General features: G+C 72.3%; 23 protein-coding genes. 18 read left to right on the top strand and 5 right to left on the bottom strand.

Translation table 11 applies throughout. The features are described 5' to 3' along the window. The first annotated feature begins 48 nt into the window (after positions 1–48). Positions 49–3,366: a DEAD/DEAH box helicase gene (locus ACOJV7_RS06495; RefSeq protein ID WP_420189315.1), complete on the top strand. Its 3,318-nt coding sequence runs from the start codon at positions 49–51 to the stop codon at positions 3,364–3,366. A 164-nt stretch (positions 3,367–3,530) separates the two neighbouring features. Here the strand turns inward: ACOJV7_RS06495 and ACOJV7_RS06490 are convergent, their stop codons facing one another. After that, the gene (locus ACOJV7_RS06490; protein WP_420189314.1) at positions 3,531–3,986 is read right to left on the bottom strand and encodes an ANTAR domain-containing protein; all 456 of its coding nucleotides are present in this window, start codon (positions 3,984–3,986) and stop codon (positions 3,531–3,533) included. A gap of 135 nt (positions 3,987–4,121) precedes the next feature. On the opposite strand from ACOJV7_RS06490, the gene ACOJV7_RS06485 reads away from it, so the two are divergent. Next, positions 4,122–5,195, top strand: coding sequence for an alpha/beta fold hydrolase (locus tag ACOJV7_RS06485; protein ID WP_420189313.1), 1,074 nt, complete (start codon positions 4,122–4,124; stop codon positions 5,193–5,195). After that, positions 5,192–6,676: a glucose-6-phosphate dehydrogenase gene (gene zwf, locus ACOJV7_RS06480; RefSeq protein WP_420189312.1), complete on the top strand. Its 1,485-nt coding sequence runs from the start codon at positions 5,192–5,194 to the stop codon at positions 6,674–6,676. Before ACOJV7_RS06485 ends, zwf begins: the two co-directional genes overlap by 4 nt. Positions 6,677–6,736: 60 nt before the next feature. Here zwf and ACOJV7_RS06475 read toward each other — a convergent pair whose 3' ends face one another. Then, entirely contained in the window at positions 6,737–7,936 is a 1,200-nt protein-coding gene (locus ACOJV7_RS06475; RefSeq protein WP_420189311.1) for a diacylglycerol/lipid kinase family protein, read from the bottom strand. Positions 7,937–8,003: 67 nt separating this feature from the next. Between ACOJV7_RS06475 and ACOJV7_RS06470 the strand changes: the two genes are divergently transcribed. Further along, positions 8,004–8,525 carry a DinB family protein gene (locus tag ACOJV7_RS06470; protein ID WP_420189310.1) on the top strand — a complete coding sequence of 174 codons (522 nt, stop codon included), beginning with the start codon at positions 8,004–8,006 and terminating at the stop codon, positions 8,523–8,525. Then, on the top strand, positions 8,522–9,850 hold the full coding sequence (locus ACOJV7_RS06465) for a cation:proton antiporter domain-containing protein (protein WP_420189309.1): 1,329 nt from the start codon (positions 8,522–8,524) through the stop codon (positions 9,848–9,850). Before ACOJV7_RS06470 ends, ACOJV7_RS06465 begins: the two co-directional genes overlap by 4 nt. A gap of 11 nt (positions 9,851–9,861) precedes the next feature. Here ACOJV7_RS06465 and ACOJV7_RS06460 read toward each other — a convergent pair whose 3' ends face one another. Beyond that, the gene (locus ACOJV7_RS06460; RefSeq protein WP_420189308.1) at positions 9,862–9,999 is read right to left on the bottom strand and encodes a hypothetical protein; all 138 of its coding nucleotides are present in this window, start codon (positions 9,997–9,999) and stop codon (positions 9,862–9,864) included. Between ACOJV7_RS06460 and ACOJV7_RS06455 the strand changes: the two genes are divergently transcribed. Together ACOJV7_RS06455 and serS are read left to right on the top strand one after the other, a co-directional pair. Beyond that, positions 9,991–10,308, top strand: coding sequence for an SRPBCC family protein (locus ACOJV7_RS06455; protein WP_420189307.1), 318 nt, complete (start codon positions 9,991–9,993; stop codon positions 10,306–10,308). The two genes, ACOJV7_RS06460 and ACOJV7_RS06455, sit on opposite strands and share 9 nt — an antisense overlap. A 142-nt stretch (positions 10,309–10,450) precedes the next feature. Further along, a complete protein-coding gene (gene serS / locus ACOJV7_RS06450; RefSeq protein WP_420189306.1) occupies positions 10,451–11,719 on the top strand; it encodes a serine--tRNA ligase in 1,269 nt (422 codons plus the stop codon). 36 nt (positions 11,720–11,755) lie between these two features. Here the strand turns inward: serS and ACOJV7_RS06445 are convergent, their stop codons facing one another. Beyond that, positions 11,756–12,544: a helix-turn-helix transcriptional regulator gene (locus tag ACOJV7_RS06445; protein ID WP_420189305.1), complete on the bottom strand. Its 789-nt coding sequence runs from the start codon at positions 12,542–12,544 to the stop codon at positions 11,756–11,758. Positions 12,545–12,651: 107 nt separating this feature from the next. On the opposite strand from ACOJV7_RS06445, the gene ACOJV7_RS06440 reads away from it, so the two are divergent. Together ACOJV7_RS06440 and ACOJV7_RS06435 are read left to right on the top strand one after the other, a co-directional pair. Further along, the gene (locus ACOJV7_RS06440) at positions 12,652–14,055 is read left to right on the top strand and encodes a sensor histidine kinase (RefSeq protein WP_420189304.1); all 1,404 of its coding nucleotides are present in this window, start codon (positions 12,652–12,654) and stop codon (positions 14,053–14,055) included. Beyond that, entirely contained in the window at positions 14,042–14,788 is a 747-nt protein-coding gene (locus ACOJV7_RS06435) for a response regulator (protein ID WP_420189303.1), read from the top strand. The genes ACOJV7_RS06440 and ACOJV7_RS06435 overlap by 14 nt, the downstream gene beginning before the upstream one ends. A 66-nt stretch (positions 14,789–14,854) precedes the next feature. Here ACOJV7_RS06435 and ACOJV7_RS06430 read toward each other — a convergent pair whose 3' ends face one another. Next, positions 14,855–15,718 (bottom strand): glycoside hydrolase family 16 protein, encoded by an 864-nt coding sequence (locus ACOJV7_RS06430; RefSeq protein ID WP_420189302.1) that lies wholly within the window; start codon positions 15,716–15,718, stop codon positions 14,855–14,857. 326 nt (positions 15,719–16,044) lie between these two features. Here ACOJV7_RS06430 and ACOJV7_RS06425 point away from each other — a divergent pair, with 326 nt between their 5' ends. The 9 genes from ACOJV7_RS06425 to ACOJV7_RS06385 all read left to right on the top strand — a co-directional run bounded on the left by ACOJV7_RS06425 (position 16,045) and on the right by ACOJV7_RS06385 (position 24,894). Further along, a complete protein-coding gene (locus ACOJV7_RS06425; protein WP_420189301.1) occupies positions 16,045–16,932 on the top strand; it encodes an ABC transporter ATP-binding protein in 888 nt (295 codons plus the stop codon). Continuing rightward, a complete protein-coding gene (locus tag ACOJV7_RS06420) occupies positions 16,929–18,098 on the top strand; it encodes an ABC transporter permease (RefSeq protein WP_420189300.1) in 1,170 nt (389 codons plus the stop codon). Before ACOJV7_RS06425 ends, ACOJV7_RS06420 begins: the two co-directional genes overlap by 4 nt. 230 nt (positions 18,099–18,328) lie before the next feature. Beyond that, positions 18,329–19,384 carry an iron-siderophore ABC transporter substrate-binding protein gene (locus tag ACOJV7_RS06415; RefSeq protein ID WP_420189299.1) on the top strand — a complete coding sequence of 352 codons (1,056 nt, stop codon included), beginning with the start codon at positions 18,329–18,331 and terminating at the stop codon, positions 19,382–19,384. Between the two features lie 26 nt (positions 19,385–19,410). After that, the gene (locus tag ACOJV7_RS06410) at positions 19,411–20,478 is read left to right on the top strand and encodes a FecCD family ABC transporter permease (protein WP_420189298.1); all 1,068 of its coding nucleotides are present in this window, start codon (positions 19,411–19,413) and stop codon (positions 20,476–20,478) included. Then, positions 20,475–21,641 carry a FecCD family ABC transporter permease gene (locus tag ACOJV7_RS06405; protein ID WP_420189297.1) on the top strand — a complete coding sequence of 389 codons (1,167 nt, stop codon included), beginning with the start codon at positions 20,475–20,477 and terminating at the stop codon, positions 21,639–21,641. The genes ACOJV7_RS06410 and ACOJV7_RS06405 overlap by 4 nt, the downstream gene beginning before the upstream one ends. Positions 21,642–21,649: 8 nt before the next feature. Then, positions 21,650–22,447 (top strand): ABC transporter ATP-binding protein, encoded by a 798-nt coding sequence (locus ACOJV7_RS06400; RefSeq protein WP_420189296.1) that lies wholly within the window; start codon positions 21,650–21,652, stop codon positions 22,445–22,447. After that, positions 22,444–23,286 carry a siderophore-interacting protein gene (locus ACOJV7_RS06395; RefSeq protein WP_420189295.1) on the top strand — a complete coding sequence of 281 codons (843 nt, stop codon included), beginning with the start codon at positions 22,444–22,446 and terminating at the stop codon, positions 23,284–23,286. Before ACOJV7_RS06400 ends, ACOJV7_RS06395 begins: the two co-directional genes overlap by 4 nt. 25 nt (positions 23,287–23,311) lie before the next feature. Then, positions 23,312–24,109: an HAD family hydrolase gene (locus tag ACOJV7_RS06390; RefSeq protein WP_420189294.1), complete on the top strand. Its 798-nt coding sequence runs from the start codon at positions 23,312–23,314 to the stop codon at positions 24,107–24,109. Beyond that, on the top strand, positions 24,106–24,894 hold the full coding sequence (locus tag ACOJV7_RS06385; protein WP_420189293.1) for a DUF1206 domain-containing protein: 789 nt from the start codon (positions 24,106–24,108) through the stop codon (positions 24,892–24,894). The genes ACOJV7_RS06390 and ACOJV7_RS06385 overlap by 4 nt, the downstream gene beginning before the upstream one ends. Positions 24,895–24,947: the final 53 nt, after the last annotated feature.

Genomic DNA, 24,947 nt, shown 5'->3' with positions numbered 1-24,947 from the left:
ACGGCATACGGTGGTCGTCGGCTGCGCGCACGGAGGAGGTGACCGGCAGTGGACCGTGAGGCGGACACCCTGGCCGAGGTCACCGACCGCGAGCTGGCGGCGGCGTTCGACGCCAAGACCCTCGTGCGCGCCGGTGACTATGCCCGCGCGGGCCGGGTGACGAGCATCGTCCTCGCCGACGGCGGCCGGCGGGCGGCGGCCCGGGTCATCGGCAACGGACCCGCGATCTACCGCACCGAGGTGTCGCTGACGAGCGACGACCACGGCCCGTTCCTCGACAGCGACTGCACGTGTCCGATCGGCACCGCCTGCAAGCACGCGGCGGCGCTCGTCATCGCCCTGCGGACCCAGCGGCCGTGGCGCTCCGACGTCGACGCCGACGAGCCCGGGACGGGTGCGCGGACCGCGTCGTGGCGCGAGGTCCTCGACGAGCTGCTCGACGTCGTCGACCCCGAGCCCCCGACGGAGCGCGGCACCGTCGGCCTGCTCCTCGACGTGGAGACCCCGCGCAGCCGGCCCAGCCCGTGGCACACCGGCGCCGACAGCCCGCGCGTGCAGCTGCGGCCGGTCGTGCCCGGCGCCGTCCCCGGCCGGTGGATCAAGACCGGCATCTCCTGGGAGGCCGTGGCCGGTGGTTACTACGCCTCGTACGCCTTCCGTCTCGACGGGCCTCCCCTCGACGCCCTCACCGCGATCGCCGACGCCCACCGCCGGGGGAGCCGCATGTCGTCCTACGGGCGTATGCCGGCCTCGATCCCGCTCGCGACCCTCGGCCGGGGGTGGGTGGACCTGCTGGCCCGCGCGCGTGACGCCGGGGTCGTCCTCGTGGCCGACCCGACGAGTGGCGGTGAGGTCGTCCTCGAGAGCGACGAGGCGCACTTCGTCCTCGACCTGTCCCCGGCCGACGACGGTGGCGTCCGCGCGGTCCCGAGCCTCGACCTGCCCGAGGGGGAGGGTGACGTCGTGGTCGTGGGCGAGCCCCCGACGGGGTGGTTCCGACGCGAGGGTCGTGACCTGCGGCTCGGTGGGTTCGCCGCCGACGTCGACCTCGCCGCCGCGCGCGTCGTCGAGCGCGGGCCGTTCGCCATCCCGCGCGAGGACTGGTCGAGCTTCGCCATCGAGAAGCTGCCGGTCCTGCGCCGGCGCGCGACCGTCCGCACCCACGGCGGGCTCACGCTGCCCGAGGTCGCGCCGCCACGGCTCCATCTGGCGGTCCGGTTCGGCGCGAAGCACGCGGCGCACCTCGTGTGGTCCTTCCACTACGGCCCGCTCGACGCACCCGTCACGGTGCCGATCGAGCGCGAGCACGTGTCGTTCCGAGACCCGGCGGCGTTCCGCGACCCGGTACGCGAGGCGGAGCTGCTCGCGCTCGCGCCCTCCCGCGCGGACCTGCCCGCCCTCTGGGACCTCACCCGGCTCGGCTGGCGGCTGCGCCCCGACGCCACCCTCGGCGACTTCGACACCGTCGCCTTCGCCGAGCTGCTGCCCGCACTCGAGGCGCACGAGGAGGTGGAGGTCGAGGTCAAGGGCACGCGCACGGCATACGCGGAGGTGACGGAGGCTCCGCGGATCGCGGTGGCGACGACGCAGTCGGAGGAGGGCAACGACTGGTTCGACCTGCGCATCTCGGTGACGGTCGGTGCCCACGAGGTGCCCCTTGCCGACCTCGTCACCGCCCTTGCCCGCGACGAGGAGCGGATGCTGCTGCCCGACGGCGCCTGGTTCACCCTCGACTCCCCGGAGCTGCACAAGCTGCGCGCGCTCGTCGAGGAGGCGCGGACGCTGCAGGACAAGGCGTCCGGGCCGCTCCGGCTCTCGGTGCTGCACGCCGGGCTGTGGGACGACCTCGTCGAGATCGGCGTCGTCGAGGAGCAGTCGACGCGCTGGCGCCAGTCGGTCGACGCCCTCCTCGGCCTCGACACCGAGCACGCGCCCCCGCCGGCCGAGGTGCCGACCACGCTCAAGGCGACGCTGCGGCCCTACCAGGAGGAGGGGTTTCGATGGCTGTCGCTGCTCTGGGACCTCGGGCTCGGTGGCGTCCTCGCCGACGACATGGGCCTCGGCAAGACCGTCCAGGTCATCGCCACCGCCCTGCGGGCCAAGGAGCGCGGTGAGCTCGCCGACCCCATGCTCATCGTCGCGCCGACGTCGGTGCTCGGCACGTGGGTGGACGAGGTCGCGAAGTTCGCCCCCGACCTCAGCATCGCCGTCCTCGACCGCACCCGCGGCAAGGCGAAGGTGGCGATGGCCGACGCGATCGCCGGTGCCGACCTCGTCGTGACGACGTATGCCGTGGGGCGGATCGACGCCGAGGACTTCCGGACCGTGACGTGGTCGGCGGCCGTCCTCGACGAGGCGCAGTTCGTCAAGAACCACCAGGCCAAGACGTATGCCGCGATGCGAAGGCTGCCCGCACGGGTCACCTTCGCCCTCACCGGCACCCCGCTCGAGAACTCGCTCATGGACCTGTGGTCGCTGCTGTCGATCGTCGCGCCCGGGTTGCACCCGCGTCCGCAGGTCTTCCGCGACCAGTGGGCCAAGCCGATCGAGAACGGCTCGTCACCCGAGGCGCTCGCCACTCTGCGGCGCCGGATCAAGCCGCTCATGCTCCGTCGCACGAAGGAGGCCGTCGCCGCGGACCTGCCACCCAAGCAGGAGCAGGTCCTCCACGTCGGGCTCCACCCGAAGCACCGCGCCATCTATGACCGGCACCTCTCGCGGGAGCGCCAGCGGCTCCTCGGGCTCATCGACGACCTCGACGGCAACCGCATCGCCATCCTGCGCGCGCTCACCGTGCTCCGTCAGATGGCGCTCGACCCGACGCTCGTCGACGCCGAGGCCTACGGAGGGGCAGGGCCGAGCGCCAAGGTCGACGCCCTCGTCGAGCAGCTCGTCGAGCTCGCCGCCGAGGGACACCGGGCGCTCGTCTTCAGCCAGTTCACCGGGTTCCTCGCCATCGTGCGCGCCCGCCTCGAGGAGGAGGGCATCGCGCACTCCTACCTCGACGGCCGCACCCGCAACCGCGCCGACGTCGTGCGGGGCTTTCGCGAGGGGGACGCGCCCGCCTTCCTCATCTCGCTCAAGGCCGGCGGGTTCGGTCTCACCCTCACCGAGGCCGACTACGTCTTCGTCCTCGACCCGTGGTGGAACCCCGCGGCCGAGAACCAGGCGATCGACCGGGCCCACCGCATCGGCCAGACGAAGTCGGTCAACGTCTACCGGATGGTGTCGAGCGACACCATCGAGGAGAAGGTCGTCGCCCTGCAGCAGCGCAAGCGCGACCTCTTCGCCCGGGTCGTCGACGACGGGGAGCTCCTGTCGAGCGCCCTCTCCGCCGATGACCTCCGCGCCCTCCTCGACCGCTGACGCTGCGCCCCCTTCGGCCTCCTCGTCGCGCCCGCCCCCCAACATGCCCACGCAGAGCGTGGGGCCCGCCGCCTGAGGTGGGTCCTCGAAGTGGAGGTGGGAACGGTTCCCTGCGAAGTACGAGGCTCCCACCCGGAGTCGGCATCCGGGGCCGCCGGGCGGGATCAGCGGGTGGGCAGCTCGCTCACGTCACCGGTCGTGACGACATCGGTGGCGACGGACCGGAGCTTGGTGTTGGAGTCCTGGCTGGCCTGACGCAGGATCGCGAACGCTGCTGCCTCGTCGACCCTGCGGTTGGCCATGATGATGCCCATCGCGGCACCGATGGTGCGGGAGCTCTGCAACGCCACCTCGAGGTTCTGCACGTGCTCATGCTGGAGGAGGCCCTCGGCCAGCAGCTCGGAGATGAGTACGCGGTCCACCTCGGCGCGCTCGTCCAGGTCATCGAGGCGGCTCCGGTCGTCCGCCGACAGGGCCTCGCTCCGATCGGCCCGGTCGTCCGAGGCATCGGCCCGTTCGAGCAGCCGGTCGATGTCTGCGCGGTTCTGCGTCATCCGAGCCCGGACCTTGTCGAGCTGTCCCGGAAGGTCCGAGCCGACTGGCGCCCTGTCGTCACCCATGGCTCCATTCTTGCCCGCGGGCACCGTTGGTCAAGCCGTGGAGGGACGGCCGCGCCGCACGGAGCTGCCGCGCACGGTGGCGTGGTGAGGGGCGCAGGGATGACGCGGCGCACAGGCGCGTGTCACCCTTCGGGCATGAGCGAGGGTGACGGCGCCGGCGAGGGCGCCGGGAGGAGCGGGGAGGAGTCGACCCGGGTCGAGCGGACCGTCATGCGCGGCATCGAACGGGTCGCCGGCGTCACCGACGAGATCGTCCACCACCGCGGGCCCAACGGGGCGCGTGCCTTCGTCAACGCCTTCTTCGGCGACCGGCTCGACGTCGCCGGCTCCGCCCTGTCGCACACCATGGGCGTGCGCCGACGCGGGCGGTCGGTGCCGCTGACCCGGGAAGGACTCGCGACGGCATACCCCGAAGCCACGGGCGAGGTCGTCGTCCTCGTCCACGGGCTCCTCGTCACCGAGACGTTCTGGCAGCAGGGCCGGTTCGGGCACCGGCTGCGCGAGGACCTCGGGCTCACACCGGTGACGGTGCGCTACAACACCGGGCTGCGGATCTCGCACAACGGCCACGACCTCGACCGCATCCTCACCCGGCTCGTCGCACACTGGCCGGTGCCGGTGACGCGGCTCGTCCTCGTCGGTCACTCGATGGGTGGGCTCGTCGTCCACAGCGCCCTCGCGCAGGCCGACGTCGAGGGTCCGGGCAGCGCCTGGGTCGACCTCGTGAGCGACACCGTCACCCTCGGCTCGCCGCACGTGGGTGCCCCGCTCGAGCGCCTCGCCGACACCACCGCGCGCGCCGCCGGCACCCTGCGCCACGTGCGTCCGCTGGCCCGCCTCCTGTCCTCACGCAGCGTCGGCATCCAGGACCTGCGCCACGGCAACATCCTCGACGAGGAGTGGGACGGCGCCGACCCGGTCGACCGCGTGGGGCGACGGGTCGACGTCCCGCTGCACCCCGGCATACGGCACCTCGCGGTGGTCGGGCTGCTCGGCAAGAAGATCGACAGCCGCGTCGCGCAGCTCCTCGGCGACGGGATCGTCACGGCTGCCAGCGCCCGGGGTGAAGGGCGGAGGTCGCCGGAGCACCGGCGGTTCCCGGCGGAGGACGTCGTCGTGCTCCCGGGTGTCAGCCACCTCGGTTTGGTGCGGGACGAGTCGGTCTATGCCGCGATCCGCGACCGTCTCGGTGCCAGAGTGGACCCATGAGCGAGCCGACGACAGCGCCGACGACCGTCATCCTCTTCGGTGCGACCGGGGACCTCGCCAAGCGCAAGCTCATCCCCGGCCTGCTCCACCTCTTCCAGTCGCGCCTGCTCGACGACCTGCGCATCGTCGGCACCTCGCTCGACGAGATCAATGTCGACGGCTTCCGCGACCTCGCGCACGCGGCCATCAAGGAGTTCTCGACGCGCGAGCTCGACGAGGCGGAGTGGAACGAGTTCGCCGTGCGCCTCGACTACGTCCCGCTGTCCGCCGGCCCGCAGGCGCTTGCGGCGGCGGTGGAGGCGGCCGAGTCACAGCTGCCCGGTGAGACCGAGCTGCGGCTGCACTACCTCTCGGTGCCACCGAAGGCTGCGCTCCCGGCGATCCGGACGATCGCCGAGGCGGGCCTGGTCGAGCGCAGCCGGGTCGTCATGGAGAAGCCGTTCGGCACCGACTACGCCTCCGCGGTCGAGCTCAACCGCCAGCTGCACGAGGTCTTCGCCGAGGAGCAGATCTTCCGGATCGACCACTTCCTCGGCAAGGAGCCGGCGCAGAACATCCTCGCGTTCCGCTTCGCCAACGGGCTCTTCGAGCCGATCTGGCACCGCAACTCCATCGCGCACGTGCAGATCGACGTGCCCGAGACCCTCGGCCTCGCGACGCGCGGCGACTTCTACGAGGCCACCGGTGCCTACCGCGACATGGTCGTCACCCACCTCTTCCAGATCCTCGCCTTCACGGCGATGGAGCCACCGACCTCGCTCGAGCCGGACGCGATCAGCCGGGAGAAGAACAAGGTCTTCGAGTCGATGCAGCCGATCTCGCCGAGGGACGTCGTGCGCGGGCAGTACCTCGGCTACCTCGACGAGCCCGGTGTCGCGCCCGACTCCGACACCGAGACCTTCATCGCCCTCACCTGCTACATCGACAACTGGCGCTGGGCCGGCGTGCCGTTCTACCTCCGCACCGGCAAGCGGATGGCCGAGGGGGCGCGGATCATCTCGATCGCCTTCCGCGAGCCGCCGCAGTCGATGTTCCCGCCGGGGTCCGGCGTCGGTGACCACGGCCCCGACCACCTCACCTTCGACCTCGCGGACAAGGCGCGGATGTCGCTGTCGTTCTACGGCAAGCGGCCGGGCCCCGGGATGAGGCTCGACAAGCTGTCGATGCAGTTCGCCATGCAGGAGACGCACTGGGCGGGAGCGGTGCTCGAGGCCTACGAGCGGCTCATCTACGACGCCGTCCGCGGCGACCACACCCTCTTCACCTCGGCCGAGGGCATCGAGCGTCTCTGGGAGGTCAGCCAGCCGCTGCTCGACAACCCTCCGGTGGTCCGGCCCTACGAGGCGGGCACCTACGGGCCCAACCAGATCCACCAGCTCGTCTCGCCGCACACGTGGCGGCTGCCGTTCGAGCGGAAGTGGCGCGACAAGAACCCCGACCCCGGACCCCAGTCACCCATCGAGGGTGGCGCCCGGCGCTGAGAAGGCGCCGGGCGCTGAGGCGCTGAGAAGGCGCCGGGCGCTGAGGCGTCGAGCCTCGGCTCAGACGTAGCGGCCGAGGTCGTCGCTCACCGCAGTGCCCGACGTGCGGACGATGAGCGACTTGGGTCGCACCTCGAAGCGCACCCGCCGCGCCTCGCCGATGACGTCGCCGTCGATCTCGACCATCTGCGGCGCGTCGAGCGAGACGAGGATCGACTGGCACCGGTAGCGGTCGAGCTTGGGGTGGTTCTGACCGCGCTTGGCGAGCACGTGCACCGCGACGCCGGCCCAGCCGACGATGCCCTTGGGGGTGACGGCGACGACGTCGAGGATGCCGTCGTCGACCTCGGCGTCGGGCATGAGGGTGATGCCGCCGGTGAGCCGGCCGCAGTTGCCGACGACGATCGTGCGGGCCGTGTGGGCGATGGGCTCGCCGCCGTCGATGCGGAGCCGGGTCGCGAACCGCGCGCCGAGCAGGTTGCGCGCGCCGGTCGCGGCGTAGGCCGCCCAGCCGATGCGGGCCTTCGCCTCTTCGGTCGTTGCGTGCATGATGCTCGCGTCGAGGCCGAGACCGGCCATGACGAGGAACGCGTGCTGGTTGGGCGCCGGGTCCGAGCCGTGCGCGTCGTCGGCGCCGACGTCGGGCTCGGTCGGCCCGTCGTGGTCGGGGGCGAGCTCCTCGGTCGAGGCCTGCTCGACGTCGGGGTCCATCGTCAGCCAGCCGACGTCGATGTGGCGGTTGCGTCCGGTGAGCGCGACGTCGAGTCCGCCGGCGACGTCGAGCGGCAGCCCGAGGTTGCGGCTCATGAGGTTGCCGGTGCCGGCGGGGATGAGCCCCATCGGCGTCGACGTCCCGGTGAGCACGTGCGCGACCGCGCGGACCGTGCCGTCGCCCCCGATGGCGCAGACGAGGTCGACCCCGTCGGCGAGCGCGGCCCGGGCCTGCCCGAAGCCGGGGTCCTCGAGGGTGGTCTCGCTGATGATCGGCTCGTCCCAGCCGTCGTGGGCGAGCACCGTCTCGCGGACGAGCGCGTGCGCAGCGGGGACGTCGACGAACTTCGTCGGGTTGAGGATGACCGCGACCCGCTTCTTCGGCGGCGGCACGTCGTCCTGCGCTTGCCGGAAGGTCGAGCGTGCGGGGCGCTTGGGCGACGCATGGCGTCCGCGCGACCCACCCCAGTTCGCCGCGAGCGCCACCCCCACGCCGATGATCAGCAGGAGTCCGAGGATCGCCGCGATCACGGGCCAGGAGTCGGTCACGCAGGGACCGTACCCCACGGTCACATGCCCCACGCCGTCGTCGCAGCAGCGGCCCTACCCTGAGGTGATGAGCGAGATCGTCCCCGACGGCAAGGACTGGACCTGGACGCTGGTGCGGGCCTGCCCCGACTGCGGCTTCGACGCCTCGAGCGTGACGGGAGACGACATCGCGGGGCTCGTCACGGCATACACGACGCCGTGGAACGACGTCCTCTCCCGGCCGGACGTCGCCCAGCGACCGGACCCGACGACGTGGTCGCCCCTGGAGTACGCGTGCCACGTGCGCGACGTGTGCGACCTCTTCGCGGCGCGGGTGCGGCTCATGCTCGACGAGGACGGCGCGCGCTTCGCGAACTGGGACCAGGACGTCACCGCGGTCGAGAGCGCGTATGCCGCCCAGTCGCCCTCCGTCGTCGCCGACGAGATCCCGGCTGCGGCCGCACGGCTCAGCGAGGCGTATGCCGGCCTGTCCGGTCCGCAGTGGAACCGGCGCGGGGTGCGCTCGAACGGCTCGGAGTTCACCGTCCTCACCCTGGGGCAGTACGCCCTGCACGACCTCGCCCACCACCTCTGGGACGTCGACGGGTGAACCCGGCCCGGTTCTACCTCGCCCTCGGGCTGGCCCTGTTCCTCGCGGTGACCCTGCCCCCATTGTTCGACCGGTGGCGGCTCAACGCGCCGATCGTGCTCGTCTCGCTGGGCCTGGTGCTCGGTCTGCTGCCCGGCTTCCGTGAGCTCGACCTCGACCCCGTCGCCCACGGCGAGGCCGTGACCCGCATCTCCGAGTTCACGGTGCTCGTCTCGCTCATGGGTGTCGGGCTGGCCATCGACCGGCCGCTGAGCTTCCGCGACCGAGGCTCCTGGCGATCGTGGTCGCCGACCTGGCGGCTGCTCGGGATCGCGATGCCGCTCTGCATCGGCGGCGTCGCCCTCCTGGCCTGGGGGCCGATGGGCGTGGCCGCGCCCGCGGCCCTGCTCCTCGGAGCCGCGCTCGCGCCCACCGACCCCGTCCTCGCCTCCGACGTGCAGGTCGGCGGACCCAACGAGGCGCAGCCCGAGCCCGACGCCGAGGCCGCCGAGGTCGACGAGGAGGACGAGGTCCGCTTCGCCCTGACGAGCGAGGCGGGGCTCAACGACAGCCTCGCCTTCCCCTTCGTCCACGCGGCCATCCTGCTCGCGAGTGTCGGCGCCGTGTCCGAGTGGGGCGCCGGGTGGGTCGCCTGGGAGCTTGTCGGCAAGACCGTCCTCGGCGTCGCCGTGGGCGTAGCCCTCGGCTGGGTCGTGGCCCGGCTGGCCTTCACCGCTCGCGCGGAGGAGATCCGGTTCGCCGCCACCGGTGAGCCCCTCGTGGCCATCGCGGCGCTGCTCGCGGCCTACGGGCTGGCCGAGGTGTGCGGGGGCTACGGGTTCCTCGCCGTCTTCACCTGCGCCATGGCGATCCGCAGCTTCGAGCGCAAGAGCGCCTACCACCACGACATGCACGAGGTCATCGAGCGTCTCGAGCGGCTCCTCACGCTCGTGGTCCTCCTGCTGCTCGGCATGGCCCTCACCAACGGCCTGCTCGCGCACCTCGACTGGCGGGGCGTCGTCCTCTCCCTGGCGCTGCTCCTCGTCATCCGCCCGCTCGCGGGTGTGGCGTCCTTCGTCGGGCACCGCCGCTCCCGCGGACTCGCGGGCTTCGACGCCCGCGAGCGACTCGTGGCCGCCGTCTACGGCGTGCGAGGTGTCGGCTCGATCTTCTACATCGGGTATGCCGTCACGCACGCCGAGTTCGCCGAGGCCCGCTGGCTGTGGTCGGTCATCGCGTTCACCGTCGTCGTGTCGGTCTACCTCCACGGCTTCACCGCCCCATGGGCGATGGGGTGGCAGGAGCGCGGGGAGCAGTCGCAGAGACGAGCGGCCTCCCGCAGCTGACCGTGAGCGACCTAGGATCCGAGGATGAAGGTCGACGTCGAGGTGCCGGCCGAGATCGACAGGCCGGTCGCCGTCGTGGCGGCATTTGCGGGCGACCCCGACAACGCGCCGCAGTGGTACGCGAACATCCGGTCGATCGAGTGGCGCACGGACCCGCCGCTCCGGATCGGCTCCGAGATGGATTCGTCGCGACGTTCCTCGGCCGGCGACTGGCCTACACCTACGAGGTCGTCGACCTCGTGCCCGGCCGGCGACTCGTCATGCAGACGGCCCAGGGTCCGTTCCCCATGCGCACCACCTATACGTGGGAGCACACCGCTGCCGGCACCCGGATGACGCTGCGCAACACCGGCACGCCCTCGGGGTTCAGCAGGATGAGCGCCCCCGTGCTCAGCCTTGCCATGCGGCGCGCGACCACCAAGGACCTGCAGCGGCTCAAGGCGATCCTCGAACGCTGACCCCCCGCGGTGCCACGGTCTCGGCCGGCAGGCGGCCGGCAGGCAGGCGGGCGGCAGGCGGCAGGCGGGTCGGGGGTCGGCGGACCGCGGCGGGTCGCGGCGGGTCGCGGCGGGGTCTCGCGCGCCCACTAGGCTGGCCGGCGTGATCGACCTCAAGCTGCTCCGTGAGAACCCCGACCGCGTGCGCGCCTCGCAGCGCGCCAGGGGCGAGGACGAGTCCGTCGTCGACGCCGTCCTCGCCGCGGAGGAGAAGCGGCGGTCCAGCCTCACGGCATACGAGCAGCTGCGCGCCGAGCAGAAGGCGATGGGCAAGCAGGTCGCGCAGGCGCAGGGCGACGAGAAGCAGGCGCTCCTCGCGCGCACCAAGGAGGTCGCGACCCAGGTCAAGGCCAACCAGGCCGCCGCCGACGAGGCCGCCACCGAGCTCGCGACCCTCACCCGCACGATCGGCAACGTCATCGAGGACGGCGTCCCGGTCGGCGGCGAGGACGACTACGTGGTGCTCGAGGAGGTCGGCACCCCGCGGGACTTCGCGGCCGAGGGCTTCGAGCCCAAGGACCACCTCACCCTCGCCGAGGGTCTCGGCGCGCTCGACATGGAGCGCGGCGCGAAGGTGTCGGGTTCGCGCTTCTACTTCCTCAAGGGTGTCGGCGCCCGGCTCGAGATGGCGATGCTCAACCTCGCGATGCAGCGGGCCATCGAGGCCGGCTTCGTCCCGATGATCACCCCCACGCTCGTCAAGAGCGAGGTCATGGCCGGCGCCGGGTTCATCGACCACCACGCCGAGGAGGTCTACCGCCTCGAGGCCGACGACCTCTACCTCACCGGCACGAGCGAGGTCGCGCTCGCGGGCTACCACGCCGACGAGATCATCGACCTGTCCAAGGGCCCGGTCCGCTACGCCGGCCAGTCGACCTGCTACCGGCGCGAGGCCGGCAGCTACGGCAAGGACACCCGCGGCATCATCCGCGTCCACCAGTTCAACAAGATCGAGATGTTCGTCTACTGCCGCCCCGAGGACGCCGCCGCCGAGCACCAGCGCCTCCTGCAGTGGGAGCGCGACATGCTCGACCTCATGGAGCTGCCCTACCGCGTCATCGACACCGCCGCGGGCGACCTCGGTGGCCCGGCCGCGCGCAAGTTCGACTGCGAGGCGTGGGTCCCCACCCAGGGCCGGCACCGCGAGCTGACGTCGACGAGCAACTGCACGACCTTCCAGGCCCGCCGCCTCAAGACCCGCTACCGGGTCGAGGGTGGCGGCACCGAGGTCGCCGCCACCCTCAACGGGACGCTCGCCACGACGCGTTGGCTCGTCGCCATCCTGGAGAACCACCAGCAGGCGGACGGCTCCGTCGTCGTCCCTGAGGCGCTGCGTCCGTTCATCGGGCTCGACGTCCTCACCCCTGCCTGAGGAAGTCTCGCTCGGCCCACCTTCTCGAGGCCACCCTCAGGATGCGGTCGGGGAGGCCCGGGGCGACAGTGGCGGATCCGCCACCATCCCCGACGAGCGCCACCACAGCGCGAGTGCGGTCCGGCTCGTGCACCCGGTGCGGGCGAAGGCGTCCTCGACGTGCTTGCGCACCGTGCGCTCGCTCAGCCCGAGGCGTGTGGCGACCTGCGCGTTCGTCAGCCCGCGCGCGACGAGCGCGCAGACCTGGGCCTGCCGGGGCGTGAGCACGTCGCCGCTCTCGGGCGGACCGGCGAGCGCGCGCAGCCGGTCCATGGCCGAGTGGAACTCGAGGGCCGCGACGAGCGCCCGCCGGACGACCTCGACGAGCTCCCCCTCCTCGGCGGAGAAGTCCCGGTGCTCTCGCCAGAGTGAGATGAGGGTGAGGGCGGTGGCGTCGGCCTGCAGCGTCGCCGCGAGCTGGTAGCGGCTGCCACGAGGTCGCAGGAGCGTCTCCCAGACCTCGAGCGACTCGAGCTCCCGGATCGTCATCGTGTCGGTGAGGCGTGCGGTCCGCAGGCGGCCGTCGGCGAGCGAGCGGGCGAACGGGTGGGTCGGGACGAGCCGGACCCACCCGGCCTCCTCGTCCGGCGTGAGCGGCGGTGCGTGGAGCATGGTCACGGTGGTCCGCGGCGGAGCGCCGTCCATGGGCACGGCCACGGAGGAGTTGAGGACGTCCGCCCCCACCGCCCGGTCGAGAAGGTGGAGCACGTCAGCCAGCACCGGCTCGCCCTGCGCGGCCGCGTGGGCGAGGTCGGTGGCACTTCGAGCCAGACGTGATGGCTCCATGAGCACTTGGATACCACCCGGTCGGACCGACCGCAGGCGGTTCGGACGAACCCGCTCCCTCCCACGGCGGATCCGCACCTCGCGCCTCCGTCCCTAGGCTGACCCGTATGCCGTCCGCCCGCCGTTCGCTATCGACGACCGTCGGTGACTTCTTCGCGGTCGACGACGACTGGGAGCGCCCGGCTCCGCCCATCGGCCCGCTCGACTGGGCGGTCGGCGTCGGCCTGGCCCTTGTCGGCATCCTGCTGCTCGAGATGATGCGCAGCGTCGTCGACATCGACGCCGGGGGCCAGCCGCACTGGGTGCAGTGGCTGGCCATCGTCTCCGGCGCGATGCTCCTCGTGTGGCGCCGCCGCCATCCCGTCGCCGTCGGTGGGGCCGCCGCGGCGCACATGTTCGCCGTCGGGGTGACGATGCCCCAGGTCATGGGCCAGCTCGCGCTCCAGACGGTCTACTTCGTCGCGATCTATGCCGCGGTCGCGTGGAGCCGGCACCGCCGGTCGGCTCTGCTCGTCGTGGCCGGCATCACCGTCTTCATGCTGCTCTGGGTCGGGTGGCAGCTCGCCCTCGGGGGTGGCATCGACGAGCTCACCGAGGACGCCCGGGCCGAGGGCACCGACGGGTGGTTCAGCCCGGCGGTCGGGGCCGTCGTCACGTCGATGGCTGTCAACGCCTTCTACTTCGTCGGGGCGATCCTCGTCGGCCAGGTGGCCTGGCGCAGCGCCCGGCAGCGCGCCCGGCTCGAGGAGCAGGCGGACACCATCGCCGCGCAGTCCGACTCGCTGCAGCGTCGGGCCATCGTCGACGAGCGGCTCCGCATCGCCCGCGAGCTCCACGACGTCGTCGGCCACCACGTCGCCGTCATCGGCATCCAGGCCGGTGCCGCCCGGCGGGTGCTCGACAGGCGGCCCGAGGACGCCGCCACGGCGCTCACCCGGATCGAGTTGAGCTCGCGCGACGCCGTGACCCAGATGCGCAACCTGCTCGGCACCCTGCGCGACCTCGAGGACGCGCCCCTCGACCCGAACCCGACCCCGGCGCACACGTCCTCGCCGACTGCGACCCCGACCCCCGGCCGGCGCAGCCCCGAGCCCACCCTCGCCGACCTGCCCGACCTCGTCGCCGCGGGGGACCACGCGACGCTGCGGACGGCATACCGGCTCGTCGAGACGCACGAGGGGGCGCACGCCGCGGTGCCGCCACAGGTGGGGCTCACGCTCTACCGGGTGGCGCAGGAGGCGCTGGCCAACGTCACGCGGCACTCGACCGCGACGAGCGCCGACGTCGTCACCCGGGTCGTCGACGAGGGGCCGGGGTCGCCCTACGCCGAGGTCGAGATCGTCGACAACGGCCGCCCACGGGCCGGCACGTCCGGGTCGGGCCTCGGCCAGCTCGGCATGCGCGAGCGCGCCGCGTCGCACCACGGCACGGTCGAGATCGGGCCGCGGCCGCTGGGTGGCTACCGTGTCCGGGTGCGAGTGCCACTGGGGGAGAGCGATGTCCGCGACTGAGACACCCACGCCCACGCCCGAGGCGCCGACCCGTGTGCTCATCGTCGACGACCAGCACCTCGTCCGCTCCGGCTTCACGATGATGCTCTCGGTCGAGGACGACATCGACGTCGTCGGCGACGTCGCCAACGGCGAGCTCGCCGTCGCCGCCGCGCGCGAGCTGCGTCCCGACGTCATCCTCATGGACGTCCAGATGCCCGTCATGGACGGCATCGAGGCGACCCGCGTCGTCGTCGACGCCGACCTCGGCCGGGTCGTCATCCTCACGACGTTCGACCGCGACGACTACCTCTTCGACGCGCTCCGGGCTGGCGCGAGCGGGTTCCTGCTCAAGAACGCCGAGCCCGAGCAGCTCGTCGACGCCGTGCGCTCCGTCGCCGGTGGCCACGCCCTCCTCGCCCCCGAGGTGACGACCCGCGTCATCGCCGCGATGGTCGCCCAGGGCGGTCCCTCGACGTCGACCAGTGCGACCGCCGCAACCACCGAGAGCCGGGCGACCTCCCACGTCGGCTCGGCGGAGCAGCTCGACCGGCTCACCGAGCGCGAGCGCGAGGTGCTCGCCCTCATGGCCCGGGGCAGGAGCAACGCCGAGATCGCCCGCGAGCTCTTCCTCGGCGAGGCCACCGTCAAGACCCACGTCTCGAACTGCCTCGCCAAGCTCCACCTGCGCGACCGGGTGCAGGCCGTCGTCTTCGCCTACGAGACCGGCCTCATTCGCCCGGCTGAGAGCTGAACCGGCGCGAGGGACCCACCACCCGGCGGGCCCCTCGCGTCGGAGGGTTCGCGACCCCGCTGTGGCTCAGCGGAGGTACGAGATCTGCACCCAGTCCACGTCGAGGTACTGGACTCCGAAGTGCGACGTGGCCTTGGGCCCGGGCGTGACATCGGTGCCGGTTGCGTTCTGCGCGAAGACCTCCTGCTGCAGCATCAGGGTGAACGGGTCGTTCATGATCTCGTCGCATCGCGCCTGGCTGAAGGCGAACTCGCCCTGACCGCAGACGTGCGAGCCGATGTGGGTGTAGGCGCCCCCGCCGGGGCTGATGAAGTAGGAGACCCAGTTGCCTTCGCGCTGGACGATCCACTCGTAGAAGGACCCGGGGGAGAACGACACCTTGTGCTGAGAGGACTCCCTCGCCCACGGGTTGCCTCCGACACCGCTGCACGACATGTGTGTCGTGCTGTCACCGAGAGTGGGACGAGTGCCGTAGGCCTCGATGAGGTCGAACTCGCCCATGCTGGTCTTGGCGTTGACGCTCTCGCAGTAGGGCTGGTTGTTCTTGGTCCAGATCGCTGCCCGGGTCCCCGGCTGGATGCCGGCGGGGATGCGAGCGGACACGCGCATCTCGAACGCCGAGCCCCATGGAGTGCTGAAACGGCTGTGCACGCGACCGGTCGAGTACTTCGTGTTGGCGAGGTTGTTGCAGGGGCTGGAGGAGACGTTGGCCATCGTCGGTGTCCCCGACGTGCAGTGGCGGCGGGCGGCGATGCGCAGCAGGCCACCCTCGACCCGGACGTTCTCCGGGAGCAGCCAGGCCTGCGACTTCGTCCCGAAGTTGGGCGCCTGCTGCGGCCCGATGACCTGCCATGCCGCCGTGTTGAGCGTCGTTCCGTCGAACCCGTCGGCGAACATCACCGCTCCGGCGCCCTGCGCGGGGGTGGCCACGGTGAGCGCCCCCGTCAAGGCTGCCGCCGAGGCGGCCAGTGCAGCGAGAGCAGTGCGGCGTCGTTTCCATGTCATGTCGGTGTTCCCCTGTCTCATGGCCCGTCTGCCGGACCGGATGGTCGGAACGTAGTGAGGCTGAGGTGTGTCCGCCCGTCCACTGCAGGTTGCTGCAGATGGGTCGCGCCGTTGTCCGTCCACGTGTTCCCTGGTCGGTTCAGCACGGGAACCCGCAGGCGCAGTCATGGACCGACTCCGCCTGACGGGGGAGAGCCGCGCTCACCCCCGGGGCTGATCCGCCGGGCCCGCGTCCTCCCTAACGTGGCGACATGGCACCGATCGAGGTCACCGGCCTGACCCGCACCTTCGGCGAGCTCCGGGCGGTCGACGACGTGAGCTTCACCGTCCCCGGCGGCGTCCTCACCGGGTTCGTGGGCGGCAACGGCGCGGGCAAGACGACGACGATGCGGCTCATCATGGGGCTGCTCGCCGCCCACGGGGGAGAGGTCCGGTGGGGCGACGAGCCGATGACGACCCGGGTGCGAAGGCGCATCGGCTACATGCCCGAGGAGCGCGGCCTCTATCCCAAGCAGAAGGTCCTCGACCAGCTCGTCTACCTCGGGGAGCTGTCGGGCATGAGCGCCGCCGACGCCAAGGCCTCCGTCCTCGAGCACCTCGACCGCTTCGGGCTGCGTGAACGGGCCGGCGAGCGCGTCGAGAAGCTCTCCCTCGGCAACCAGCAGCGGGTCCAGATCATCGCCGCGCTCATGACGACCCCCGACGGCCTCATCCTCGACGAGCCGTTCTCGGGCCTCGACCCGTCCGCCGTCGACTCGATGGCCGACCTCCTACGCGAGCACGCCTCGCGCGGCATCCCCGTCCTCTTCAGCTCGCACCAGCTCGACCTCGTCGAGCGCCTCTGCGACCGGCTCGTCGTCCTCGCCCACGGGCGGGTCGTCGCGACCGGCACGGTCGACGAGCTGCGCGGCCGCGGCCCCGAGCTCTACCGGCTCACCCTCGGAGGCGACGCGGGCTGGGTCCGGGACGTGGCCGGCATACACGTCCACGACGTCGACGGGAACACGGCGCTCGTCGAGCCGGACGACGATGGTGCCCGGCAGGCCCTGCTGCGAGCCGCCCTCGACCGCGGCGACGTGCGCGACTTCGCCCGCCAGGTGCCCGCCCTGTCCGACATCTACCGGGAGGTCACGGCATGACCGCCGCCCCGTGGACGACCGTGGCCCGCCGCGAGATCGTCACCAAGCTCACCGACCGCACGTTCCTGCTCAGCACCTTCGGCCTCGTCGTCATCATCGCGGGCGTCCTCGGCGTCCAGGCGTGGCTCGGCTCGCGAACGACGGAGTATGCCGTCGTCACGAGTTCCGCTGCGGCGCACCGGATGGCGGAGCAGGTCGAGACGGTCGCGGAGGCATCCGGGGACAACCTCGCCGTCACGCTCGAAGCCGCTGCCGACGACGGCGGGGCGAAGGGCGCCGTCGAGGACGGCACCGCCGACGTGTGGCTCCACGAGGACGGCGACGGCTGGGTCATCACCGGCAGGGAGGACGTCGCGCCCGAGCTGCGCAGCGCCGCCACCACGGCCATCCGCGACGCGACGCTCGACGCCAACGCGGCGGCGGCGGGCACGACGGTCGATGCTCTCACTCGCGGCTCCGAGCTGCGCACGACGATCCTCGACGGGGACGCCGACCTGGCCGGGGTGGCCAAGGCGGTCGGCTTCGCGCTGGCGATGCTCTTCTACCTCGCGTCCTTCACCTTCGGGCTCGCGCTCGCCAACAGCGTCGTCGAGGAGAAGGCCAGCCGGATCGTCGAGATCATCACGACGAAGATCGCCGTCCGCCAGCTCCTCGCCGGCAAGGTGGCCGGCAACCTCGTCCTCGCCTTCGCACAGATGGCGCTCTTCGTCGCCGTCGGGCTTATCGGCCTCACCTTCACCGACTACGACGCCTTCCTCCCGGCGATCTCGGGGGCGCTGGGCTGGTTCGTCGTCTTCTTCGTCGTCGGGTTCGGCCTGCTCGCCTGCCTCTGGGCCGTCGCCGGCGCACTCGCGACGCGCACCGAGGACGTGCAGACGACCTCGACCCCCTTGACGATGCTGACGCTCGGTGTCTTCTTCGCGGCCCTCGTCACGACGGGCACCACGAAGGTCGTGCTCTCGTTCCTGCCGCCGTTCTCGGCTGTGCTCATGCCGATCCGCGTGCTCGAGGGGTCGGCGCCGTGGTGGCACGCCCTCATCGCGCTCGCGCTGCTGGTCGGCGCTGCTGCGCTCGTCGTGCGGGCAGCCGCCCGGCTCTACCAGCGCTCGCTGCTCCAGACGCAGGGACGGCTCACCGTGCGGCAGGCGTGGTCGACGCCGGAGTGAGCGGACGGCATACCTGTCTGCGTCCGGCACGGTGACGGCCTGGGCACCACAGCTGCGGACGTCAGCGATCGGCCGCCGTGGCGTCCGGCCCGGTGACGCTCTGGGCACCAGAGGTGCGGACGCAAGCGGTCGATGGACGGGATTTGACAAGGGAAGGTCAACCTAAATTAGGTTTACCTTACTGACCTTGTCGCCGTGCTCTGGGGCGCGGCCCGAACCCAGAAGGCTCCATGCTGACACGTCGCTCCCTCGTCGCGGCCGCCGCCTCCGGCGTCGCCGCCCTCGCCCTCACCGCCTGCTCCACCGGACCGACGAGCGAGGCCTCTGCCGACCCGGCGACGTCCAACGCCTCCGCGGTCGACAAGGACGCCTTCCCCACCACCGTGAAGCACGCGTTCGGCGAGACGACGATCAGCGCCGAGCCCAAGCGGGTCGCCACCGTCGGCTGGAACGACGCCGACGTCGTCGTCTCGCTCGGGGTCATCCCCGTCGGCGCCACCAAGATCACGTGGGGCGGCAACGCCAAGGGCTCGACCGACTGGTTCGACGCGGCCGTGACCAAGCTCGACGCCGACGCCCAGATCGCCCGCTACGACGACACCGCGGGCGTCCCGGTCGAGGAGATCGCGGCGGCCAAGCCGGACCTCATCCTCGGCGTGAACTCGGGCATCACCAAGGAGGACTACGACAAGCTCTCCAAGATTGCCCCGACCGTCGCCTACCCCGGCCAGGCGTGGGGCACCTCGTGGGAGAAGAGCGTCGAGCTCGTCGGACAGGCCCTCGGCCGCACCGAGCTCGCGACCAAGGTCACCGCCGACACCAACAAGGCCATCGACGACGCCGTCGCGAAGTACCCCCAGATCAAGGGCAAGTCGGCCGCGTGGGCATGGTTCACCCCGACCGACCTCTCCGTCGTCAGCCTCTACACGAGCCAGGACCTGCGCCCGCAGATCCTGCGCCGCTTCGGCATGGTCGACGCCCCGACCGTCGCCGCACTGAGCAAGGGCAACACCCAGTTCAGCGCCAACCTCTCGGCTGAGAAGTCCTCGACCCTCGCCGCCGACGCGCTCATCTTCTATGTCGAGAAGCCCGAGGAGGTCGAGACCCTCAAGAAGCACCCGCTCCTCGGCCAGATCCCCGCGCTCAAGACCAACCACTACGTCGCGAGCGCCGACAACGCCGTCGCCCTGACGATGTCGTCCCCGTCGCCGATCTCGATGCCGGTCGCGCTCGAGAAGTTCCTCCCTAAGATCGCCTCGGCCGTGGACGGAACCCCGGCCCAGTGAGCGTCCGGGCGACGACGGTGCCCGGTATGCCGGCCCACGCAGAGCGTGGGAACCGCGCCCGGTCGGCTGCCTCGGTCCGACTCCTCGTGGAGTCGGCCCGGGGCGGCCGCCTGCCCGTGGGCGTCGTCGTCGCCGGGGGCGCCGTCGCCGTGGCGCTGGCCGTCGTGGCCTCGGTCCTCGTGGGCACCCAGTCGGTCTCGCCCGACCGCATCCTCGACGCCCTCACCGGTGGCGTCGTCTCCGACGAGGTCCGCGGCATCGTCGACTCGCGCCTCGACCGCACCCTCATCGGTCTCGTCGTCGGTGCGGCGGTCGGCGTCTGCGGTGTCGTCCTCCAGGGCCTCACCCGCAACCCCCTCGCCGAGCCCGGCATCCTCGGCATCAACTCCGGGGCCGCGCTCGCCGTCGTCGCCGGCATCAAGCTCTTCGCGATCTCGACCGTCGGCGGCTACGTCTGGTTCGCGCTTCTCGGCGCGGTCGTCACCGCCGTCGTCGTCCAGCTCCTCGCCCTCCTCGCCCCGGTGCGCGCCCAGCCGGTGACGATGGCCCTCGCCGGCGCCGCGGTCATGGCCACGTCGACGAGCCTCGTCGGCGCCATCCTCGTCTCGGACCAGGGCGCCCTCGACGTCTTCCGCTTCTGGCAGGTCGGCTCGGTCGCCGGTCGCGACGCGTCGATCGTCCTCGACGTCGCGCCCTTCCTTCTTGTCGGCTTCGCCCTCGCCCTCTCCTCGGGGTCGGTGCTCAACACCGTCGCCCTCGGCGACGACCTCGCCCGCGGTCTCGGCCAGCGGGTCCTGCTGCACCGCCTGCTCGCCGCCACCGGCGCGATCCTGCTGGCCGCCTCGGCCACGGCGCTGGCCGGACCGATCGCCTTCGTCGGCCTCGTCGTCCCGCACGTCGTGCGCGCCGTCGTCGGCCCGGACCACCGCCGGATCCTGCTCGGCACCCTCTTCGCCGGGCCCGTGCTCGTCGTCGCCGCCGACACCCTCGGCCGGGTTGTCGCTGCGCCGAGCGAGGTCCAGGCAGGGATCGTCTGCGCCGTCGTCGGTGCGCCCTTCCTCATCGCCCTCGTCCGCCGGATGAACGTGGCATGACTACCGGCGGACCACAGCTGGTCGAGAGGAGAGAACACGCCGCCGGCGGCACGGCATACGCGGCGGGTTCTCTCCTCTCGACCGGTGGCGTCGGCGCCACCGGTGGCACCGGCGCGACCGGCGCCACCGGCGCGACCGCCACGGTCGCCACCCTCCGCGCTGCGCGGCGTCGGGTCCACCGTCGACGCCGGGTCCTCCTCGCCGCCCTCACCCTGCTCGTCGTCGGTCTCTTCCTCGTCCGGGCGCTGCTCGGCGACTACCGGATCTCGTTCGTGGACGGCATACGCATGGTGTCGGGGACGACGATCCCGGGTGCGTCGTTCATCTTCATGGAGTCGACGCTGCCGCGGGCGTGCATGGCGGTCCTCGCCGGCGCCGCCTTCGCCTCGGCCGGTGCGGCCTTCCAGTCGATGCTGCGCAACCCGCTCGCGAGCCCCGACGTCCTCGGGATCAACCTGGGGGCGAGCGCCGCGGCCGTCTTCGCGGTCGTCCTCCTCGGCTGGCGCGGGACGCCCGTCGCGGTCGTCGCCTTCGCCGGGGCGGTCGCGGTCGCGGCGGCGATCCACGGCTTCGCCGGGCGCGGCGGGGCGGCGACCGGCCGGATGATCCTCGTCGGTGTCGGGCTGGCCGCCGTGCTCAGCTCGGTCGTCCACTGGGTGCTCCTGCGTGCCGACATCTACCGCGCGCAGGACGCCCTCGTCTGGCTCACCGGCAGCCTCGGCACGGTCTCGTGGGACGAGATCGCGCGACTCGGGGTCGTCGTCGCGGTCGGCCTGCCGCTGCTCACCGTCGCGACGCGCCAGCTGGGAGTGCTCGGCCTCGGCGACGACCTGGCGGCCGGACTGGGCGTGAGGGCGCCGCGGCTGCGGCTCGTCGTCACCGCCCTCGTCGTCCTGCTCACCGCGTCCGCGACGGCGGTGTGCGGTCCGATCGCCTTCGTCGGCTTCCTCAGCGGACCGATCGCGCGCCGCCTCACCGGCGGCCGCACCTCGGTGCCCGCGGCTGCGCTCGTGGGTGCGGCCATGGTGCTCGCGGCCGACTACGTCAGCGCATATGCCGTGCCTGGCACCGCGTTCCCCGTCGGCGTCGTCACGGGCCTCGCCGGCGCCCCCGTCCTCGTGTGGCTGCTGGTCGCCGGCCGCCGGTCGATCTCCGAGAAATGAGTGACGTCATGTCATCAGTCCTCTGCGCCGAGTCGCTGAGCCTCGCCTACGACAAGCGGGTCGTCGTCGAGGGCCTCGACCTCGCCGTCCCGACCGGCCGGGTGACTGCGGTCGTCGGTCCCAACGGGTGCGGCAAGTCGACCCTGCTGCGCGGCCTGTCGCGGCTGCTCTCGCCCGCGCAGGGGCGGGTGCTGCTCGACGGCCAGGCCATCGGCGAGCTGTCGACCAAGGAGGTCGCCCGACGCCTCGGCCTGCTGCCGCAGCAGCCGATCGTCCCCGAGGGCATCACCGTCGCCGAGCTCGTCGAGCGCGGCCGCTACCCGCACCACGGCCTCTTCCGGCAGTGGTCGCGCGAGGACGAGGCCGTCGTCGCCGCGGCGCTCGAGATGACCGAGCTGGTCGGCCTCGCGGGCGTGCCCGTCGACAGCCTCTCCGGCGGCCAGCGCCAGCGCGCGTGGATCGCGATGGCCCTGGCCCAGCGGACCCCGGTGCTCCTCCTCGACGAGCCGACGTCGTTCCTCGACATCGCCCACCAGATCGACGTGCTCGAGCTCGTCCGCGACCTCAACGCCCGCGAGGGCACGACCGTCGTCATGGTCCTGCACGACCTCGCCATGGCGGCGCGCTACGCCGACCACCTCGTCGCCATGAGCGGTGGTGCCATCGTCGCCGAGGGCGCGCCCGCCGACATCGTCACCCCCGACGTCGTCGAGTCCGTCTTCGGAATCGCGGCGTCCGTCGTCCCCGACCCGACGACCGGCGACCCCGTCGTCATCCCCCACCGCAGGAAGCGAGAGACCGCATGACCGTGCTCGACAAGGTCGCCATGAAGGCCGCGACCGCCTACGCCCGCCTCACGATGGCCACGCCGGTCTACCGCGAGGGCGACTCCCAGTTCGAGATGACCGTCGCCGCGGTGAGCGACCTCGGTGGCGGCATGCGCCGGATCACCTTTGCCGCCGAGGAGCTGGGCGACTTCCGCCGCGTGGGTGCCGACGAGTACTTCGGCCTGGTCATGCCGCGCCCGGGGGCCGCGCTGACGATGCCGGACCCCGCCCGCGAGAACGTCCGAGCGGCCATCGCCGACATGCCCGAGGCCGAGCGCCCCAACCTGCGCTGGTACACGATCCGCGCCCACCACGCCGTGAACCGCACGATCGACGTCGACGTCGTCACCCACGGCGACTCCGGCCCGGGCTCGGCGTGGGCGTGCGCGGCCCAGCCGGGCGACCGGGTCGGCTTCCGGTCGGGTGGCGCCCTCTTCCGCGGGCACGAGTGCGACGGCTCGATGGTGCTCGTCGCCGACGAGACGGCCGTGCCCGCCCTGGCGGCGATCCTCGACGCGCACCCGGAGTGCCTGTCCCGGGCCACGATCCACGTCGAGGTGGCCGACGAGGCCGTGCTCACGGCATACGGCTTCGGCGGAGCCGACGTGCAGGTGCACGTGCGCACCGACGGCGTCCCCGGGTCGGCTGTCCTGCCGGCCCTGCGCCAGCTGCCGTCGGCAGACCTCTCCTACGCGTGGATCTGCGGCGAGTCGGGGATGGTCACCGAGGGCCGCCGACAGCTCGTCAAGCAGGCCGGGGTCGACCGGCGCAAGGTCCTCTTCTCGGGCTACTGGAAGCTGGGGCAGGAGCGTGGCTGACGCACCCGCTGGGTAGGTTGCGGGCATGACGGTCACCCCCCACCTCGTCGCGCTCGACGTCGACGGGACGACGATCACCCACGCCGGCGAGATGTCGCCGGTCGTCCGCGACGCGGTGCGTGCCGTGGCCGACGCCGGTCACCACGTCACCATCGCGACCGGCCGCTCGATCGTCGCGACCATCCCGATCCTGCGTGAGCTCTCGCTCGAGACCGGGTATGCCGTGTGCTCCAACGGGGCGGTCACGCTGCGGCTCGACCCCGCCCTGCCCCAGGGCTACGAGGTGATCGAGGCGGTGACGTTCGACCCGGCGCCCGCGCTCAACCTGCTGCGTTCGGAGCGCCCCGACGCGGTCGTCGCCGTGGAGGACCTCGGGGTCGGGTTCAAGGTGAACGCGCCCTTCCCCGACGGCGAGCTCCAGGGCGACATCACCGTCGTGCCGTGGGAGGAGCTCGTCGCCGAGCCGGTCACCCGCGTCACCTTCCGCGACCCCAACGGCACCGCCGAGGACTTCATGGGCCTCGCCGAGCGGATCGGCCTCCACGGCGTCAACTACGCCGTCGGGTTCACCGCCTGGCTCGACATCAACCCCGAGGGCGTGAGCAAGGGCTCGGCGCTCGAGCTCGTCCGCCGCCACCTCGAGGTGCAGCCGGCCTTCACCGTCGCCGTCGGCGACCAACGCAACGACCTCGAGATGCTCCACTGGGCGGCTCGCGGGGTGGCGATGGGCAACGCGCCCGACGAGGTCAAGGCGGTCGCCGACGAGATCACCCTCGACGTCGACGACGACGGGCTCGTTCCCGTGCTCCAATCTCTGCTGTGAGCAACTCAGCGAAGCGGACCGCCTCGAAGGTCGGGGACAACGCCGTCGTCGAGAAGGGGGCTCGGCTCGGCTTCGCGGTGAGCGGCCTCATCCACCTCGTCATCGGCTGGATCGCCCTCAAGGTGGCCTGGGGGTTCGGTGGCGGCTCGGCCGACAAGTCCGGCGCCCTCCAGACAGTGGCCGACGGCACGACCGGCCCCTTCCTCATCGGGCTGGTCGTCGTGGGCTTCGCGCTCCTCGCGCTCTGGCAGGCGAGCGAGGCCGTCGTCGGGCGGCACGGTGGCGAGGCGAAGGACCGCGCGACGGCCGCGGGCAAGGCCGTCATGTATGCGTTCCTCGCGTGGTCGGCCCTCTCCGTGGGCCGCGGCTCGGGCTCGTCCGACGAGAAGAAGACCGACGAGACGACCGCGGGCCTGCTGTCGAGCCCGGGCGGCCGGATCCTCGTGAGCATCGTCGCCCTCGCGCTCCTCGGCGCTGCCGGATACCACGTCTGGAAGGGCTGGACCAAGGGCTTCATGGACGACCTCGAGAGCCACCCCGGCCAGTGGGCCGTGCGCTCAGGCCAGGCCGGCTTCGTCGCCAAGGGCGTTGCCCTCGCCGTGGTCGGCGTCCTCTTCGGCTCGGCCGCTCTGTCGTCCCGGGCCGCCGAGGCGGGCGGGCTCGACGCCGCCCTCAAGACCCTGCGCGACCAGCCCTTCGGGCCAGTCCTGCTCACGCTCGTGGCGCTGGGGATCGCCGCCTACGGCATCTTCGCGTTCGCCCAGGCGAAGCACGCCAAGCTCTGAGGGCCGGGCCGGGCCCGGGCCGGGCGGCGGTGGGCCGGGTCCGAGCTCGACGC

Source organism: Knoellia tibetensis, from assembly GCF_048606415.1.
GTDB classification, from domain to species: Bacteria; Actinomycetota; Actinomycetes; order Actinomycetales; family Dermatophilaceae; genus Knoellia; species Knoellia tibetensis.
Note: the sequence above shows the minus strand (reverse complement) of the source record. Positions and strands in the feature narration are given on the sequence as shown.

Coding starts and splice junctions, on each gene's coding strand:
- ACOJV7_RS06405 (WP_420189297.1), top strand. CDS start 20,475: ATGACTACCGGCGGACCACAGCTGGTCGAGAGGAGAGAACACGCCGCC.
- ACOJV7_RS06490 (WP_420189314.1), bottom strand. CDS start 3,986: ATGGGTGACGACAGGGCGCCAGTCGGCTCGGACCTTCCGGGACAGCTC.
- ACOJV7_RS06415 (WP_420189299.1), top strand. CDS start 18,329: ATGCTGACACGTCGCTCCCTCGTCGCGGCCGCCGCCTCCGGCGTCGCC.
- ACOJV7_RS06395 (WP_420189295.1), top strand. CDS start 22,444: ATGACCGTGCTCGACAAGGTCGCCATGAAGGCCGCGACCGCCTACGCC.
- ACOJV7_RS06390 (WP_420189294.1), top strand. CDS start 23,312: ATGACGGTCACCCCCCACCTCGTCGCGCTCGACGTCGACGGGACGACG.
- ACOJV7_RS06420 (WP_420189300.1), top strand. CDS start 16,929: ATGACCGCCGCCCCGTGGACGACCGTGGCCCGCCGCGAGATCGTCACC.
- ACOJV7_RS06445 (WP_420189305.1), bottom strand. CDS start 12,544: ATGGAGCCATCACGTCTGGCTCGAAGTGCCACCGACCTCGCCCACGCG.
- zwf (WP_420189312.1), top strand. CDS start 5,192: ATGAGCGAGCCGACGACAGCGCCGACGACCGTCATCCTCTTCGGTGCG.
- ACOJV7_RS06440 (WP_420189304.1), top strand. CDS start 12,652: ATGCCGTCCGCCCGCCGTTCGCTATCGACGACCGTCGGTGACTTCTTC.
- ACOJV7_RS06485 (WP_420189313.1), top strand. CDS start 4,122: ATGAGCGAGGGTGACGGCGCCGGCGAGGGCGCCGGGAGGAGCGGGGAG.
- ACOJV7_RS06410 (WP_420189298.1), top strand. CDS start 19,411: ATGCCGGCCCACGCAGAGCGTGGGAACCGCGCCCGGTCGGCTGCCTCG.
- ACOJV7_RS06425 (WP_420189301.1), top strand. CDS start 16,045: ATGGCACCGATCGAGGTCACCGGCCTGACCCGCACCTTCGGCGAGCTC.
- ACOJV7_RS06470 (WP_420189310.1), top strand. CDS start 8,004: ATGAGCGAGATCGTCCCCGACGGCAAGGACTGGACCTGGACGCTGGTG.
- ACOJV7_RS06400 (WP_420189296.1), top strand. CDS start 21,650: ATGTCATCAGTCCTCTGCGCCGAGTCGCTGAGCCTCGCCTACGACAAG.
- ACOJV7_RS06435 (WP_420189303.1), top strand. CDS start 14,042: ATGTCCGCGACTGAGACACCCACGCCCACGCCCGAGGCGCCGACCCGT.